Origin of the sequence: Pseudomonas sp. PS01270, assembly GCF_029959775.1 — a bacterium.
Lineage (GTDB): Bacteria > Pseudomonadota > Gammaproteobacteria > Pseudomonadales > Pseudomonadaceae > Aquipseudomonas > Aquipseudomonas atacamensis.
The window spans coordinates 47,798-64,643 of the sequence record NZ_JASCPT010000003.1; the positions used below are offsets into that span (position 1 = coordinate 47,798).

The window sequence follows — 16,846 nt, forward strand, 5'->3', positions numbered from 1 at the left end:
TTAAATGGCTTCCACCGAAGCCTGCTGACTGGCTCCAAAGGTCAGATATTCCACCAACTCATCCAGCGGCAACGGCCGGCTGATTAGATAACCCTGTACCTGATCGCAGCCGAACCCGCGCAGCAATTCCAGTTGCTCCGGCGTCTCGACCCCTTCCGCGACTACTTCCAGGTGCAGGTTGTGCGCGAGGTTGATCATCGCGTGCACCAGTTTGCGGTTCTCTTCGCGCTGTTCCATGCCGCCGACAAAACTCTTGTCGATCTTCAGCAAGGTGATCGGCAGGCTGTTGAGGTGCACGAACGACGAGAACCCGGTGCCGAAATCGTCCAGCGAGAAGCGCACACCGAGGCGGCCGAGGGCGTCCATGGTCTGCTTGACCAGATCGCTGCGCCGCATCACCGCGGTTTCGGTCAGTTCGAATTCCAGCCACTGCGCCTCGACGCCACGTTCGGCAATCAGGCGGCTGAGCGTCGGCAGCAACTGGCTGTCCTGAAACTGGCGGAACGACAGGTTGATCGCCATGTGCAGCGCCGGCAGCCCCTGCTCGCGCAAGGCCTGCATGTCGCGTAAGGCGCGGGAAATCACCCAGTAACCCAATGGCACGATCAGACCGCTCTGCTCGGCCAGCGGGACGAACTCGCTCGGTGGCAACAGACCGCGCTCGCCATGACGCCAGCGCACCAGCGCTTCGAGGCCGACAATCTGGCCGTCCTCAAGATTCAGGCGTGGCTGGTAATGCAGTTCCAGCTCATCGCGGCGCAAGGCCCGGCGCAGCTCGCTTTCGAGGTCGGCCATGCTCCGCGCGTTGCGGTTGATGCGTTCGTTGAAGATATGAAAAGTGCAGCCCTGTGTGCTCTTGGCCTGCTGCATGGCGATATGGGCGTGCCACATCAGTGGATCGGCACCGCCATTGGCGCGGGCATGGGCGATGCCGAGGCTGGAACCGATCAGCAGGCTCTCGCCGTCGACCCAATAAGGTTCGGCCAACGCCTCAGTAATGCGTTCGGCCATCCACTCGGCGCGTTGCGGTGCACGACGGGTATCGATCAGCAGAGCGAATTCATCGCTGCCCAGCCGTGCCAGTTGATCGCCGGCCTCCAGCTGACTTTTCAGCCGCGCGACGACCTGCAGAATCAGACGATCCCCGGCCTGATGCCCGAGGGCGTCGTTGGCATGGCGAAAATTGTCGAGATCAAGATGGCCGAGGGCGAGACCGCGCCCGTCGCCTTCGGCAAGACGCGCAGTAAGCAGGGTCTGAAAGCCCTGGCGATTGGCGATGCCAGTCAGCGGATCCTGTTCGGCGAGGCGCTGCAAGGTGTTTTCCAGCACGCCGCGCTCGCGCACATGGCGCAGGCAGCGCTGGAGCATGCCGGCGTCGAGAGCGTCGAACACCAGCCAATCGCTGACACCGACCGGCGCAGTGGCCGGTTCGTGCTCCAGCAGCAGAACGGTCGGCAGGCTGCAACGACCGGGCGCCGGTTGCAACGCTGGCAGGGTCAGCAGTACCGCATGGCGGTTGTCCTCGAACAGGCGGCTGACCGAATCCCAGTTCGGCGCGCTGATCAGCACCGCCGCGCTCCCCATCGGAGCCAGACACTCACGCAACAACGCTGTCCACGCTGGCTCTTCCGCCAGTAGCAGCAAACGCAAGGGTTCGACAGGCGTAGACAAGCTGACTCCCTAGACTCTGCAATGATGTAGGCGGGGCATTATGCCGGTGTGCTGAACAATGACCAATGCGTTGTCTGATGACAACGGCATCGAAACGTTATTTTGTGTCACGAATGAGAACATTAGCCGCAAAATCCCCGCGTATCCTGCGTGAAAGTAACAAAAGCGGCAAATCTGAATCGCGCGCTGCGTCACAAGTCGGACAGAGCAGCACAAATCGCTGAGCCTGTTAAAATGCCGGCCCATTTCGTCAACGACTCCCGAATTTTCGTATGTCCCGACTCAATCCCCGGCAGCAAGAAGCCGTGAACTACGTCGGCGGCCCTCTATTGGTGCTCGCCGGTGCTGGCTCCGGCAAGACCAGCGTGATCACGCGCAAGATCGCGCACCTGATCCAGAACTGCGGCATCCGCGCCCAGTACATCGTCGCCATGACCTTTACCAACAAGGCTGCGCGCGAGATGAAGGAGCGGGTCGGCACCCTGTTGCGTGCCGGCGAAGGGCGTGGCCTGACCGTCTGCACCTTCCACAACCTGGGCCTGAACATCATCCGCAAGGAGCATGCGCGGCTGGGCTACAAACCCGGTTTCTCGATCTTCGACGAGACCGACGTCAAAGCCCTGATGACCGACATCATGCAGAAGGAATACGCAGGCGACGACGGCGTCGATGAGATCAAGAACATGATCGGCGCCTGGAAAAACGACCTGATCCTGCCCGCCCAGGCCCTGGAAAACGCGCGCAATCCCAAGGAACAGACCGCCGCGATCGTCTACACCCACTATCAGCGCACGCTCAAGGCGTTCAACGCGGTGGACTTCGATGACCTGATCCTGCTGCCGGTAAAGCTCTTCGAAGAACACGCCGACATTCTCGAAAAGTGGCAGAACAAGGTGCGGTACCTGCTCGTCGACGAATACCAGGACACCAACGCCAGCCAGTATTTGCTGGTGAAAATGCTCATCGGCAAGCGCAACCAGTTCACTGTGGTGGGCGACGACGACCAGTCGATCTATGCCTGGCGTGGCGCGCGCCCGGAAAACCTGATGCTGCTCAAGGACGACTATCCGTCCCTGAAAGTGGTGATGCTCGAGCAGAACTACCGCTCCACCAGCCGCATCCTGCGCTGCGCCAACGTGCTGATCTCGAACAACCCGCACGAATTCGAAAAACAGCTGTGGAGCGAGATGGGCCACGGCGACGAGATCCGCGTGATCCGCTGCCGCAACGAGGACGCCGAAGCCGAGCGCGTGGCCATGGAAATCCTCAGCCTGCACTTGCGCACCGACCGCCCGTACAGCGATTTCGCCATTCTTTATCGCGGTAACTACCAGGCCAAGCTGATCGAATTGAAGCTGCAGCACCATCAGGTGCCGTATCGCCTGAGCGGCGGCAACAGCTTCTTCGGTCGTCAGGAAGTGAAGGACCTGATGGCCTACTTCCGCCTGATCGTCAACCCGGATGACGACAACGCGTTCCTGCGCGTGATCAACGTGCCGCGCCGCGAGATCGGCTCGACCACCCTGGAAAAGCTCGGCAACTACGCCACCGAGCGCAAGATCTCGATGTACGCCGCCACCGACGAAATCGGCCTGGGCGAGCACCTGGACAGCCGCTTCACCGATCGCCTGGCGCGCTTCAAGCGTTTCATGGACAAGGTCCGCGAGCAGTGCGCCGGCGAAGATCCGATCTCGGCGCTGCGCAGCATGGTCATGGACATCGACTACGAGAACTGGCTGCGTACCAACAGCTCCAGCGACAAGGCGGCGGACTACCGCATGGGCAACGTCTGGTTCCTGATCGAGGCGCTGAAAAACACCCTTGAAAAAGACGAAGACGGCGAAATGACCGTCGAGGACGCCATCGGCAAACTGGTGCTGCGTGACATGCTCGAGCGCCAGCAGGAAGAAGAGGACGGCGCCGAAGGCGTGCAAATGATGACGCTGCACGCCTCCAAAGGGCTGGAATTTCCCTACGTGTTCATCATGGGCATGGAAGAGGAAATCCTCCCGCACCGTTCCAGCATCGAAGCCGACACCATCGAAGAAGAACGCCGCCTGGCCTATGTGGGCATCACCCGCGCCCGCCAGACCCTGGCCTTCACCTTCGCAGCCAAGCGCAAGCAGTACGGTGAAATCATCGACTGCGCGCCGAGTCGCTTTCTGGATGAGCTGCCGCCGGACGATCTGGCCTGGGAAGGCAACGACGACACCCCGACTGAAGTCAAAGCCGTGCGTGGCAATAGCGCATTGGCCGACATACGCGCGATGTTAAAGCGCTAGAATCGACTACTTTTTAATCTACCTTCGGCGCCCATCGCGCCAACAGAGGAAGCTGTTGTGGAAGCACTGCACAAAAAAATCCGCGAAGAAGGCATCGTGCTTTCCGATCAAGTCCTGAAAGTCGACGCTTTCCTGAACCACCAGATCGACCCGGCCCTGATGAAGCTGATCGGTGACGAATTCGCCGCGCTCTTCAAGGATTCGGGGATCACCAAGATCGTTACCATCGAAGCTTCGGGCATCGCCCCGGCGATCATGACCGGTCTGAACCTCGGCGTGCCGGTGATCTTCGCCCGCAAGCAACAGTCACTGACCCTGACTGAAAACCTGCTCTCGGCGACCGTCTACTCGTTCACCAAGAAGACCGAAAGCACCGTGGCCATCTCCCCGCGCCACCTGACCAGCAGCGACCGCGTGCTGATCATCGACGATTTCCTGGCCAACGGTAAGGCCTCGCAAGCGCTGATCTCGATCATCAAACAGGCCGGCGCCACCGTTGCCGGTCTGGGCATCGTCATCGAGAAGTCGTTCCAGGGCGGCCGCGCCGAACTGGACTCGCAGGGCTACCGCGTCGAGTCGCTGGCTCGCGTGCAATCGCTGAAGGATGGCGTCGTCACCTTCATCGAGTAACCAGCGGCACCGAGTTACCCCTGTGGGAGCGAGCCTGCTCGCGAATGCATTGTGTCAGTCAAAATAATCTTTGACTGATCCGGCGCTTTCGCGAGCAAGCCCGCTCCCAGAGGTGAGTCTCAAGCCTTCGAGAAATCCATTCTGTACCCTGCCCCCGGCACCCCTTCATGCATCGCAGCTTGAATCTCCGCATACAAGGCATTCGCCTCGCCGGTAGTAATTGAGCGTGAACAATCACGCAGCACCACATGTAAAAGCACGTTCTCCTGACCCGGCAGCATTCCGAGTCGCTCAATGGCTTGCGGTGGTAAATCCGAACGCTGCCAACGCCCTTTGATTCGCATCTCCTCGATCCAGTTTGAGCAATCCCCTGCCGCCTGCAACATCCTCTCGGTCAATACCTCTTCACTCAATCCCGGCGTCACTGCCAGCGAGATGTCGCGTGCAATCGATGGCAAACGAGACACCGCAGTCCAAGTGTCCAGATCATGCATCTGAGCCTGCACGCGCACATTCTGATCGCGTAACAAACGGATATCAGGTATGCCTTTGCGCAACATCGTCAAGCGATCCAGCCCCATCCCAAGAGCAAGCCCACCATGGCGCAGCGGATCAATCTGCAAACGCTGTAATAGCGACTTCGCGATACGCCCGCACTCCAGAACCTCGACCGGCACGCCATCATTCAACACATTCACTTCAATCCCACCTTCGGTGTAGTGATGCGGACTGTCGCCGTAGACCCAGGATTTGCCAGGGACAGCTGACTGCAAGATATCGCTGACAAGACGCAGTAAATGCTCGTGCGAGGCCAAATCGGGATCGCCGAGTACCCAAATATCCATTTGATGCGGTTCAGCACAATGCCAGCAGTCGCGACTGTCACGCCTGAACGTTATTCCCGGCGCTGCCAGCAAGATGGTCTGCCCCGGCTGGCGAATCTTCGCGGCCTGCTGAAGCGCTGCAGGAATTTGGCTGGTGGTCTGTGTGCGCAATAGCGAGTGCTCATCAACCCAACGTGTGTGCTCACTGCCGAGAGTAATTTCGGCCGGGTCGTAACCGAGCAACCCGTAGTTTTCTTCTGCCGACACAATCCTTGGTCCAATTTGCAGTTGTGCTTCGGGCCACCCCCGTTCTGCGAGCCCTGTAAGTACTTCATTCAGCAACAACCGGACAGCGTGATCGGGTTGGCTCTTTTCGGTCAAATCAGTCAGGAGCAATGCTTGGTGGACAGACGCGTCTGTCAGATATTTCTTTGATGTATGCACTTTGTTCTCCTGTAATTAGAGTTGGCATGAGCACGCAAAACATAGAGCCCATAAATAAAACCTACTCAACTAGAGCTCGCAACCACAACCGATGAAGTATGATTTTTACAATTTTCGGAACAGTACTACAGATAGAAACCACTCAAATAACCGAACCACATAGCAGGCAAAACCCACAGAAGAATTAATTATTAAAATATTAAAATAACGATTCAACCAGTTATCTACATATGCATTAATCCACTCACCTCCATCCAAATGGGGGTTCACAAAAAAATCAAAAAAAGGAAACCAAAAATGAAATCTGAAAAAGTCATCAAAGAAAATCTCAGCCGCATCGCTTCTGATCCAAACAACTTTGGATGGGCACCTCTGGCTTGGGCATATACAGACGATTAATCCCTATCAGTCCACGGCAACGCTCGTTGCCGCGGACTTCAGAACAAGGAGGGTCTATGTCACCGCCAAACAACATCTCCGCACTCTTCGACGATCACCGCTATTCTATTATTGCCGATTCAGATGACTTTCTTGAAGAATGTAAACTCTTGGGTCTCGACACGGCAAATATTTCTCTGCTAAAGGAATTCCCTGCGAACTGTATAGTTTTTTCTTTCACTAACGAAGCTGCGAAAAAAACGTTCGAAATCGCCAAGAAACCGCTGCGCAATAAAATCATTTTCTGCGCGACCCAAGTATTTGAGCCCTCTGTAAGAGCGGCAATCTACAGTCTCGACCTTTTACTTAGAAGCGATTTTACGCAGTCCCTGTCTGCTCAGAGAGCAGTATTGAACATGCTTAATTCAAACCAGACATTTTGTTTATCAGGCAATGAATCAGATGCAACCGTATCCATTCCTTCATGGGCACAGCCTTACGCACTGCTTAGTGAAGACGTGACTGAGAACTTCGTGCAGTCTGTCGCAGAGTTTTTTGAAGTTCATTACGCACATATGAATCCACTAGAGCCTTGTCCGTTTGAGTTCTCTGGCACTTTGAAAATCTCCGGAATACTGACCGTACTCCGAAAACCCAACCCCCAACTTCCCGAGGGCCTAAGAACCTCGCTGAAATGGCTTAGTGACCGGATAGCAGAAGAGGGAGCAAGGCTCACAGTCAGAGAAAACAACTTAACTTCACTAATAGTAAATAATACGGAGCAGATAAAGCTTCTGGATTTCGCGGCGGGTACTCGTGGGTTGAAACTTACGGAATTTGCTATCGGCGTGAACGAATCGATTTCAAGCGTTATCGATTACGGAGTCAATTCTCAACTGAATGAAGGTATCAGCGGGGTTCACTTGGCTATCGGGGATGGTTCATCTGGCTACCACATAGACTTTTTGAGCCCAGGAGTAAATGTCATCCCTGTCTGCTCACGCGCATGTATTTGACGGTAGGAATGAGCCTGCTCGCGATGGCGTAGTAACAGCCAACATATTCGGCTCTGATACACCATCATCGCGAGCAAGCTCCCGCATTCGGTTTTGTGGGGGCAGTTACTGTGCGGTAGCTTTCAGGCCTGTGAGCAGCAGGCGTTGGAAAAGGTCCTCCTTCAGGCCCTCCGGATTCGTCAGTTGCATCCGTTCAAGATGTTCCGGGAACACTGAGGCCTCCGGCGCATCCAGCGCTGCCTTGCCCAAGTCGAGAATCTCGGTCAGCTTGAACTTGCTCTTCAGCCAGTTCAGCGCCCGCAGCAGATCCCGTTCGATGGCGGTGAAATCACAGCCCAGCGGATACTCCGGAAACAGATTCGGATGCCGTGCGGCAATCGCCTGCAAGCGTTGCGGTGTGTTGTCGGCAAATCGTGGATCGAGACGGAAGTCCTTCGGCAGCTTGCCGACTGTCTGCGCCTTTTCGATCAGTCCCGGCTGGAACCGCGAGTCGCTGATATTGAGCAACGCTTCGATCACCGCCGCGTCGGATTTGCCGCGCAGATCAGCGATGCCGTACTCGGTGACGACGATGTCGCGCAGGTGCCGCGGGATCGTGCAGTGGCCGTAGTCCCAGACGATATTGGAACTGACCTCGCCGCCCGATTCGCGCCAGCTGCGCAGGATCAACATCGATCGCGCGCCTTCCAGCGCATGGCCCTGAGCAACAAAGTTGTACTGGCCGCCGACACCGCTGAGCACGCGTCCATCTGCCAATTGATCAGCCACGCCGGCGCCGAGCAGAGTCATGGTGAACACGGTGTTGATGAAGCGCGCATCGATGCGCTGCAAGCGCTTGAGCTCTTCCTGGCCGTACAGCTCGTTGATGTAGCTGATGCGGGTCATGTTGAATTCCAGCAGCTTGCTTTGCGGCAACTCGCGCAGCCGCTCATAAAAACTGCGCGGGCCAAGGAAGAAGCCGCCGTGCACCGAGATACCGTCGGGCTGCGCGGCTTCGTCGAGGGTACCGGCGTTGGCCTGCTCCTGAGTCGGCACATCCGGATAGACCTTGCGCCGAATGATCCCGGCATCCGCCAATACCAACAGCCCGTTGACGAACATCTCGCTGCAACCGTAAAGGCCTTTGGCAAATGGCGCGGTGCCGCCCTCGCGCTGGATCAATTGCGCCCATTGGCTGAGGTTGATGTCATCCAGCAACGCCTGATAACCGGCGTTATCGGCCTGACGGGCAAGTAGCGCAGCAGTCAACGCGTCCCCCATCGAGCCGATACCAATTTGCAATGTGCCGCCATCGCGCACCAGCGTACTGGCGTGCAAGCCAATGAAATGATCCTGAAAGCCCACCGGCATGTTCGGCGTGGAAAACAGCGTGCTGCTGTCCTTCTCGTCGATCAGCAGATCAAACGTGTCGATGTCGACTTCCGCATCGCCGGGCATGTACGGCAGATCCGTATGCACCTGGCCGACCAGCACAATGGTCTCCCCTGCCTCGCGGCGCTTGGCGATCATCGGCAGCAGGTCGAGGGTGATGTCCGGGTTGCAGCTCAGGCTTAAGCGATCAGGGTGTTCGCTGCTGCTGGCGAGCAATTGCGCCACCAGATTGAGACCCGCTGCGTTGATGTCGCGAGCGGCATGGCTGTAATTGCTGCTGACGTAATCCTGCTGCGCCGGCGCGCTGTTGAGCAGACTGCCCGGCTGCATGAAAAACTGCTGGATACGGATGTTGGCGGGCAGGCTGTCGCGCTGCAGATCGGCGAGGAAATCGAACTCCGGATAATCACCAAACACGCGCTCGACGAAGGGCTCGATAAAGCGCTTCTGCAAGCCATCGCCCAGATTCGGCCGACCGAGGCACAGCGCGGTATAGATCGTCAGCTGCCGCTCGGGCAGGTCCTGGATGCGCCGGTACAGCGCGTTGACGAAGTTATTCGGCTTGCCCAGCCCCAGCGGCAGGCCCATGTGGATGTGCGCAGGCAAACGCGCCAGCACGTCGTCCACCGCCTGTTCGATCGAACACAACTGCACCATCTGAAGCCTCCCGCCCGTTCCGTTGATAGGGGTAGACCGAGATTGCCGGGGAATTACTTCCGAGGGAAGGTGATTGGTGCGAAAAAAAGGCCAAAGTTCCGACAGAGGGCGAATCACCGACTGTTAAGTCGGCAAGACGAACCGCCTCACAAACGCACAACTCTTTTCCTACATCACCTGTAATTCAATCACGCGCAACTACCAGACACGTCTCAATTGTACTTATTGCCTACACAGGTAGCCTTGGAAGCAGGATTCAAACGCTCTGCAAAAAAAACCTCTCTTCGGAAGCGCTGACCTCTAATGAAAAGCAACCTGATACTTTGCTCCTTTGGTGTAGGCATTGCGATTCTTACAAGCGCATCACCCTATTTGATAGGCAATTCAATCAATCTATACTTGGCAAGTGACAGTTTATATTTATACGCGCTCGCGGGCGCTTCGTTCTCCCTCATCGCCACGCCCCCATTAAAGCTGGCAGCCAACATCTACCTACAAAAAACCGCGTCAAAAACAAGATTTATTCTGAAGAAGGCAATCCTGAATCACCTACTAGACAGAAGCTTCGAGCATACGCAAAAACCAGGCGAGCGAATCGAACTCATCGATGGCGACGTTGATGGCTCGTTATATTTGTATCACTCAATTTATCTGGATGTATCGCTGAACTGCAGCATCATTATCGCTGCGCTCCTGGTGACTGCCCACTATCATCCACTTCTGGCACTCGCACCACTTACCGGCCTCGTTTATGCTATTGCGGCATATATTATAAATCGAAAAAATAGCAACTCACTGTTTGCTGAGTACGTTCAAGAAAACACCGTAACAATAGGCGCCATCTGTGAGCTTTTGCTTAATGCAAAGCCATACACCAACAGGATCAAGATCGATATAAAAAATATCGAGCGCCTCGCTTTTCGCTCAAGCCTCAAAGCCACAACATTCGAATCCATGTCAGGTACATGTTATCCGATAGCGACAGTGGTCTTATTACTGCTATCGGCCCATCTGCTAAGCGTTGGCGAAGCGACTATAGGCTCAATTTTTGCCTCAGCCATCTATCTTGAACGCGTTCTGAGCCCCACGATGTCACTGATATCTATCTACTACTCGAGCAGAGAGGCATCTTATAGACGTAGTCGAATTCGTAGCTACGAACTGCAGCACGAGGGGCATTGAACTATGTTTATATGCTTGCGAAATAACCTGACCGTTTTTCTGCTTTCGGTTATTTGCCTTACCGTAGCAAGTATATGTCAATTGTTAATACCATCAATCGTCGCAAAGAGCCTGTCGGCTCTTAATACTGGCTCCATTAATGCTGAGTTTTATTTCACTCTTATCGCTGTTTTTCTAACCAAGCTATCAACCCAAGCTCTGGGCAGTTCCTTGGCAACGCTCATGGAAGCAAGATCCCGCTTTCTACTTATCAACTTCATTGTGCATGATAAACGCCCCTCTCCATTATGTTCTCGGGTGACATTGATAAAAGAAGACGCGGAAAAAATTGCTTCCGTCATTCATGACACAATCCATCTCATGGGCTCTTGCATTTTGACGGTTTCCGCAGCCCATATTCTGCTCCGGGAAAACATCTATTTCTTCCTGCCCATCGCTTTAATTATTGTGTTGACGTGTGTGCAATTAAGATTTGCCAAGCCTGTAATCCAGCGGTTATATGCAGCAGAAATGTCGAAGGAAGATTTGTACAAAGAGTCGCTTATCAGCGCTTTCAACGCTTCCAGCGACGGCAAGCAAAGTAAAATGCAACTCATTAGAAGCTATGGATATTTGAAGGACACGGTAAGAGCACGCTACAAGTATCTGAAAGCAAGCGCCATACAGTCCTTCTGGCCGGAAATGGCTATCTCGGCAGGTACGGTTTCAGTCATTTTCTTCAGCGCCGCTGCCACGCCGGAATTATTTGGCGAGCGTCTTATTGCCTGTCTCGGTTATATCGGAATTTTTACCATGGCCAGCACGGGTTCGATAAGACTCGGCATCACGATGATTGGCGTGAAGGTATCCGTTGATAGGATCTTTAGAGGGCATCGATATGAATGATCTGTTTATCCAGCAAATACGCCTGAAGCCAGACGTGACGGTGGGTGACCGGCTGCAAAACCTCTTCCCCCTTGAACTGCGCAACTCGATAACGGTTTTTATTGGCGAAAATGGTGCTGGGAAATCCACATTACTTGAAGCTATTGCCATCAAGTCAGGCTGCAATCCAGAAGGCGGTGGGAAGAATTTCAATTTCTCGACTGAGAACACTCATTCAAAACTGTACGAAAGCCTGACGCTCTCAAAAGGCTACCGAAGGGAGAAGGACGTTTTTTTCTACAGGGCAGAAACCTTCTACAACTTGAATACTGCAATTCGCAAGCTTGATGCAGAGGAGAGCTTTGATCCCGAAATAAAGAGCTACTACGGCGGCGTGGATATGCATTGCCTGTCGCACGGTGAAGCCATGGAGGCGTTGTTTCAACATCGATTCAAAGCCCAAGGTCTGTATGTGCTCGACGAGCCGGAAGCATCGTTATCCCCGTTGAGGCAATTGGTTTTTATCAACCGGATAATGGAGCTGTCGCGCGGCGGCGCGCAGTTCATCATCGCTACTCACTCTCCCCTCATCATGTCGATCCCGGGATGTGATCTTAGGCAGATATCAGGAGGGCGCTGCGAGCAAATAGCGCCTGAAGATACCGATGCTTACGTCGTGTACAAAGCGGTGCTCAATTCTGCCGGCGCCTACATCACGAAAAACATGCAGTGAGATTGCAGGCGCAAAAAAACCGTCCGAAGACGGTTTTTTCAAAGCCGGCGCTGATTACAGACCGGACATCTCTTTGATCGCACCCTTGAGCTCTTCATCGGTGCAATCGGCGCAGGTGCCTTTTGGCGGCATGGCGTTGATGCCGGTGATAGCTTTGGCGAGGATGCCGTCGAGGCCACCCTGATGGTCAGCGCGCTCCTTCCAGGCTGCAGTGTCCTTGATTTTCGGCGCGCCCAACAGGCCGGTACCGTGACAAGCGTTGCAGTGCTTGGCAATCACCTCGTCCGGGGTTCTCGCCCCGCCACCGCCGCCAGCCGTCGCGGCCACTTCCATACCCTTGCATTCCTGCCCTTGAACACACACCTGGCCGACGGGCTCGAGGCGTTTGGCGATGTCGTCATTCGTCGCAGCTTGAGCGCTGACAGCCCAGAGGGCCAGTACGGTTGCTGGTGCAGCCAGCATTTTCATAATTAGGTTCACGCGTTCACCCTCAATGGTGGCTATTCACGCCTGCGGCCACGGTTCGCAGGCGGGCGCAAGTATAGCGGGTAGGCCGCTGTACTGAAACAACCCCATGGTTAGAGGGGTCTTGTTGCCCATCGGTAAAACGGTTCTGGGGCCTTTGCCATATCGGCCTGGCGCCTTCTGCTTAAAAATTCGCCGGCGTGGCTGCGCTGATTAGTCGCGCCGGCACGTCGAACGGGTTACGGAAACGATGCGGCTTGGTACTTTCAAAATAGTAGCTGTCGCCGGCTTCGAGGATAAAAGTTTCCAGACCCACCACCAGTTCGAGGCGGCCTTCCACCAGAATCCCGGTTTCCTCGCCCTCGTGGGTGAGCATTTCTTCGCCGGTGTCGGCGCCCGGCGGGTAGATTTCGTTGAGGAAGGCGATGGCGCGGCTCGGGTGGGCGCGGCCGACCAGTTTCATGGTCACGGCGCCGTCGGAGATGTCGATCAGCTCATTGGCCTTGTAGACGATCTGGGTCGGTTGGTCCTGCAGGATCTCTTCGGAAAAGAACTCGACCATCGACATGGGAATCCCGCCGAGCACCTTTCTCAGCGAACTGATCGAAGGGCTGACGCTGTTCTTTTCGATCATCGAAATGGTGCTGTTGGTGACGCCCGCGCGTTTGGCGAGTTCACGCTGGGAAAGCCCTTTGAGCTTGCGGATCGATTGCAGTCGTTCACCGACGTCCAAGGCGGGAGCCTCCTGATGTTGTAAGAATATTGAGCGTTATCATGGCGACAGCGTTCAGTATTTACAACAGCTGGCCCCCGCAGCGGCGTCAACCCTCGGAATAGAGCCTTGGCACCCGTTTCAGGTTGCAGAAGATCTGATACGGGATGGTATCGGCCCACTTTGCCACGTCGCTGGCGAGGATGTTCTTACCCCACAACTCGACGGTCGAGCCAAGCCCCGCTTCCGCTACGTCGGTCAGATCGATGCAGAGCATGTCCATCGACACGCGCCCCAGCAAGCGGCTGGGTTTGCCAGCCACCAGCACCGGCGTGCCGGTCGGCGCCTGGCGCGGGTAGCCGTCGGCGTAACCCATGGCGACCACGCCGATGCGCATCGGCTTGTCGGTGATGAATCTGGCGCCATAGCCGATCGGTTCGCCGGCCGGCAATTCACGCACACTGATGACTTTCGATTCGAGAGTCATCACCGGTTGCAGGCGTTCAGCGACGGCGTTGGCTTCTTCGAACGGGGTCGCGCCGTAGAGCATGATGCCCGGACGTACCCAGTCGCTTTGGATTTCTGGCCATCCGAGCACCGCTGGCGAGTTGCGCAAGCTGACTTCCGCCGCCAGCCCCTGACGCGCCGCTTCGAACACCGCGACCTGCTCGGCACTGCTTTGCGCATGCAGTTCATCGGCGCGGGCGAAGTGGCTCATCAACACGATTTTTGCCACTTTGCCGCTGGCCAGCAGACGCTGATAGGCCGCTGGATAATCTTTCGGATGCAGGCCGACGCGGTGCATGCCGGAATCGAGCTTGAGCCATACCGTGATCGGTTTGCTCAGGACTGCCTGCTCGATCGCTTCGAGCTGCCACAGCGAATGCACCACGCACCAGAAATCATGCTCAACGATCAACGCCAGCTCGTCAGCTTCGAAGAAGCCTTCCAGCAGCAATACCGGCGCGCGAATCCCGGCGGAACGCAGCTCCAGTGCTTCTTCAATGCAGGCCACCGCAAACCCGTCAGCCTCGGCTTCCAGCGCCTGGGCGCAACGTACCGCGCCATGGCCATAGGCGTCCGCCTTGATCACCGCGAGCGCCTTGGCGCCGGTGACTTCACGGGCAATTCGGTAGTTGTGACGCAGGGCTTGAAGGTCGATCAGGGCACGGGCAGGACGCATGGCGGCAGACTTCTGGGCGGTCATGGGAAGAAAAACCGGCGCTGACTGACGACGCGAACCGCCAACAGCACCGGGAGAGGGATCTGTAAAACGTTATGGCAGCGCGGCGACGATGGAGATCTCCACCAGAATGCTCGGCTTGGCCATCTTCGCTTCGACGGTGGCGCGGGCCGGCGCCGCACCTTTTGGCAGCCACTGGTCCCACACCGCATTCATCCCGGCGAAGTGCGCTTCGATGTCGTTCAAATAGATCGTTGCCGACAACAGATGCTGTTTGTCCGTCCCGGCCAGATCGAGCAGACGTTCGATATTGGCGAGCACGTCGCGGGTCTGCTGTTCAATTCCGGCGTCGAAGTCGTCGCCGACCTGCCCGGCCAGATACACGGTGCCGTTGTGGCTGACGATCTGACTCATGCGCTCATTGGTGAGCTGGCGCTGGATTGACATGTTTTGCGGACTCCTGGGTCTGGTTGCCGTAACGGGAAATATCGAGGCCTTCAGCGCTGATCTGCGGCTTTTTCTTCGCCATCAGGTCGGCGAGCAAACGGCCGGAACCACAGGCCATGGTCCAGCCGAGCGTACCGTGACCGGTGTTGAGGAACAGATTCTTGAACGGCGTGGCGCCAACGATCGGCGTACCGTCCGGCGTGGTCGGGCGCAGGCCGGTCCAGAAACTCGCTTCGGCCAGATTGCCGCCCTGAGGATAAAGGTCGTTGACGATCATCTCCAGGGTTTCGCGCCGGCGCGGGTTCAGCGACAGGTCAAAACCGGCGATCTCGGCCATGCCGCCGACGCGGATGCGGTTGTCGAAACGGGTGATCGCGACCTTGTAGGTCTCGTCGAGAATGGTTGAAGTCGGCGCCATCGCCGGATCGGTGATCGGCACGGTCAGCGAGTAGCCCTTGAGCGGATACACCGGAGCCTTGATGCCCAGCGGCTTGAGCAGTTGCGGCGAGTAGCTGCCGAGCGCCAGCACGTAGCGGTCAGCGGTTTCCAGCTTGCCGTCGATCCACACACCGTTGATGCGATCACCGGCGTAATCGAGCTTCTGGATGTCCTGGCCGAAACGGAATTCCACGCCGAGCTTGCGCGCCATTTCGGCGAGACGGGTGGTGAACATCTGGCAGTCGCCGGTCTGGTCATTGGGCAGACGCAGCGCGCCAGCGAGAATGTCAGTCACGCCTGCCAGCGCCGGTTCGACGCGGGCGATGCCGGCGCGGTCAAGGACTTCAAACGGCACACCGGATTCTTTCAGCACGGCGATGTCTTTGGCGGCGTTATCCAGTTGCGCCTGAGTGCGGAACAACTGCGTGGTGCCGAGGCTGCGGCCTTCGTAGGCGATACCGGTTTCGGCGCGCAATTCATCAAGGCAGTCGCGACTGTACTCGGACAGCCGCACCATGCGCTCCTTGTTCACCGCGTAACGGCTGGCGGTGCAGTTGCGCAGCATTTGCGCCATCCACAGGTACTGATCGATGTCGGCAGTGGCTTTGATCGCCAGCGGCGCGTGGCGTTGCAGCAGCCACTTGATGGCCTTGAGCGGGACGCCCGGCGCAGCCCACGGCGAGGCGTAACCCGGCGATACCTGGCCGGCGTTGGCGAAACTGGTCTCCATGGCCGCAGCAGGCTGCCGGTCGACCACCACCACTTCAAACCCGGCACGGGCCAGATAGTAAGCACTGGCGGTACCGATGACGCCGCTACCCAAGACCATGACGCGCATTTTCAATCCCTCATCGCGGCTTTTCGCCGAACTGTTTGTTAGAGCAATGATGGGCGCAGTGTAAAAAAGAAATGCCAGTGCTTTTCACTATATAAGCGCCTATATTTGGCGACAATTCTCGGCAAAAACCCTTTTCACGGAGGCGCATCCCCTATGCGTACCAACACTCAGACCAAACGTGAGCTGGACAAGATCGACCGCAACATCTTGCGCATCCTCCAGGCGGACGGGCGGATTTCCTTCACCGAACTGGGGGAAAAGGTCGGCCTCTCGACCACGCCGTGCACCGAGCGCGTGCGGCGTCTGGAGCGCGAGGGGATCATCATGGGCTACAACGCCCGGCTCAATCCGCAGCATTTGAAGGGTAGCCTGCTGGTGTTCGTCGAGATCAGCCTCGACTACAAATCCGGCGACACATTCGAGGAATTCCGCCGCGCAGTGCTGAAGCTGCCCCATGTGCTGGAGTGCCATTTGGTGTCAGGAGATTTCGATTATCTGGTGAAAGCGCGGATTTCCGAGATGGCCTCGTACCGCAAACTGCTCGGCGACATTCTGTTGAAGCTGCCGCATGTGCGTGAATCGAAGAGCTATATCGTCATGGAAGAGGTGAAAGAGAGCCTTTGCCTGCCGATTCCGGACTGATCACCGCAATGATCGTTCCCACGCTCTGCGTGGGAATGCAGCCCGGGACGCTCTGCGTCTCAAAGGCCG

15 protein-coding genes are annotated in these 16,846 nt (G+C 56.6%); 7 read left to right on the forward strand and 8 right to left on the reverse strand.

All coding sequences use genetic code 11. From position 1 onward, the window contains the following. Positions 1–1,671: a bifunctional diguanylate cyclase/phosphodiesterase gene (locus QMX86_RS01820; RefSeq protein WP_073470929.1), complete on the reverse strand. Its 1,671-nt coding sequence runs from the start codon at positions 1,669–1,671 to the stop codon at positions 1–3. Positions 1,672–1,943: 272 nt separating this feature from the next. Between QMX86_RS01820 and rep the strand changes: the two genes are divergently transcribed. Together rep and QMX86_RS01830 are read left to right on the forward strand one after the other, a co-directional pair. Next, positions 1,944–3,953 (forward strand): DNA helicase Rep, encoded by a 2,010-nt coding sequence (rep, locus tag QMX86_RS01825; RefSeq protein WP_016772574.1) that lies wholly within the window; start codon positions 1,944–1,946, stop codon positions 3,951–3,953. Between the two features lie 57 nt (positions 3,954–4,010). Then, the gene (locus QMX86_RS01830) at positions 4,011–4,583 is read left to right on the forward strand and encodes a xanthine phosphoribosyltransferase (RefSeq protein WP_016772573.1); all 573 of its coding nucleotides are present in this window, start codon (positions 4,011–4,013) and stop codon (positions 4,581–4,583) included. 119 nt (positions 4,584–4,702) lie between these two features. Here QMX86_RS01830 and QMX86_RS01835 read toward each other — a convergent pair whose 3' ends face one another. Further along, a complete protein-coding gene (locus tag QMX86_RS01835; protein WP_282382626.1) occupies positions 4,703–5,851 on the reverse strand; it encodes a hypothetical protein in 1,149 nt (382 codons plus the stop codon). A gap of 455 nt (positions 5,852–6,306) precedes the next feature. Between QMX86_RS01835 and QMX86_RS01840 the strand changes: the two genes are divergently transcribed. Then, on the forward strand, positions 6,307–7,245 hold the full coding sequence (locus QMX86_RS01840) for a hypothetical protein (protein ID WP_282382628.1): 939 nt from the start codon (positions 6,307–6,309) through the stop codon (positions 7,243–7,245). A gap of 105 nt (positions 7,246–7,350) precedes the next feature. Here the strand turns inward: QMX86_RS01840 and QMX86_RS01845 are convergent, their stop codons facing one another. Then, the gene (locus QMX86_RS01845) at positions 7,351–9,273 is read right to left on the reverse strand and encodes an acetyl-CoA hydrolase/transferase C-terminal domain-containing protein (protein ID WP_282382630.1); all 1,923 of its coding nucleotides are present in this window, start codon (positions 9,271–9,273) and stop codon (positions 7,351–7,353) included. A gap of 303 nt (positions 9,274–9,576) precedes the next feature. Between QMX86_RS01845 and QMX86_RS01850 the strand changes: the two genes are divergently transcribed. The 3 genes from QMX86_RS01850 (at position 9,577) to QMX86_RS01860 (ending at position 12,052) form a co-directional block, all read left to right on the forward strand. Beyond that, positions 9,577–10,455 (forward strand): ABC transporter transmembrane domain-containing protein, encoded by an 879-nt coding sequence (locus QMX86_RS01850; RefSeq protein ID WP_282382632.1) that lies wholly within the window; start codon positions 9,577–9,579, stop codon positions 10,453–10,455. A 222-nt stretch (positions 10,456–10,677) separates the two neighbouring features. Beyond that, positions 10,678–11,340, forward strand: a complete 663-nt coding sequence (locus tag QMX86_RS01855; protein WP_282390380.1) for a hypothetical protein — start codon at positions 10,678–10,680, stop codon at positions 11,338–11,340. Next, positions 11,333–12,052, forward strand: coding sequence for an AAA family ATPase (locus QMX86_RS01860; protein WP_282382638.1), 720 nt, complete (start codon positions 11,333–11,335; stop codon positions 12,050–12,052). The genes QMX86_RS01855 and QMX86_RS01860 overlap by 8 nt, the downstream gene beginning before the upstream one ends. A 54-nt stretch (positions 12,053–12,106) precedes the next feature. Here the strand turns inward: QMX86_RS01860 and QMX86_RS01865 are convergent, their stop codons facing one another. The 5 genes from QMX86_RS01865 to dadA all read right to left on the reverse strand — a co-directional run bounded on the left by QMX86_RS01865 (position 12,107) and on the right by dadA (position 16,135). Further along, on the reverse strand, positions 12,107–12,520 hold the full coding sequence (locus tag QMX86_RS01865; protein WP_073470925.1) for a c-type cytochrome: 414 nt from the start codon (positions 12,518–12,520) through the stop codon (positions 12,107–12,109). A gap of 181 nt (positions 12,521–12,701) precedes the next feature. Next, positions 12,702–13,250, reverse strand: a complete 549-nt coding sequence (locus tag QMX86_RS01870) for a cupin domain-containing protein (RefSeq protein WP_016772566.1) — start codon at positions 13,248–13,250, stop codon at positions 12,702–12,704. An 88-nt stretch (positions 13,251–13,338) separates the two neighbouring features. Beyond that, positions 13,339–14,412, reverse strand: coding sequence for an alanine racemase (gene alr, locus QMX86_RS01875; protein WP_051600813.1), 1,074 nt, complete (start codon positions 14,410–14,412; stop codon positions 13,339–13,341). Positions 14,413–14,505: 93 nt separating this feature from the next. Beyond that, positions 14,506–14,859, reverse strand: a complete 354-nt coding sequence (locus QMX86_RS01880; protein ID WP_016772564.1) for a RidA family protein — start codon at positions 14,857–14,859, stop codon at positions 14,506–14,508. After that, positions 14,831–16,135, reverse strand: coding sequence for a D-amino acid dehydrogenase (gene dadA / locus QMX86_RS01885; RefSeq protein WP_282382647.1), 1,305 nt, complete (start codon positions 16,133–16,135; stop codon positions 14,831–14,833). Before dadA ends, QMX86_RS01880 begins: the two co-directional genes overlap by 29 nt. Positions 16,136–16,288: 153 nt before the next feature. Here dadA and QMX86_RS01890 point away from each other — a divergent pair, with 153 nt between their 5' ends. Then, entirely contained in the window at positions 16,289–16,777 is a 489-nt protein-coding gene (locus tag QMX86_RS01890) for an Lrp/AsnC ligand binding domain-containing protein (RefSeq protein WP_010465173.1), read from the forward strand. Positions 16,778–16,846: the final 69 nt, after the last annotated feature.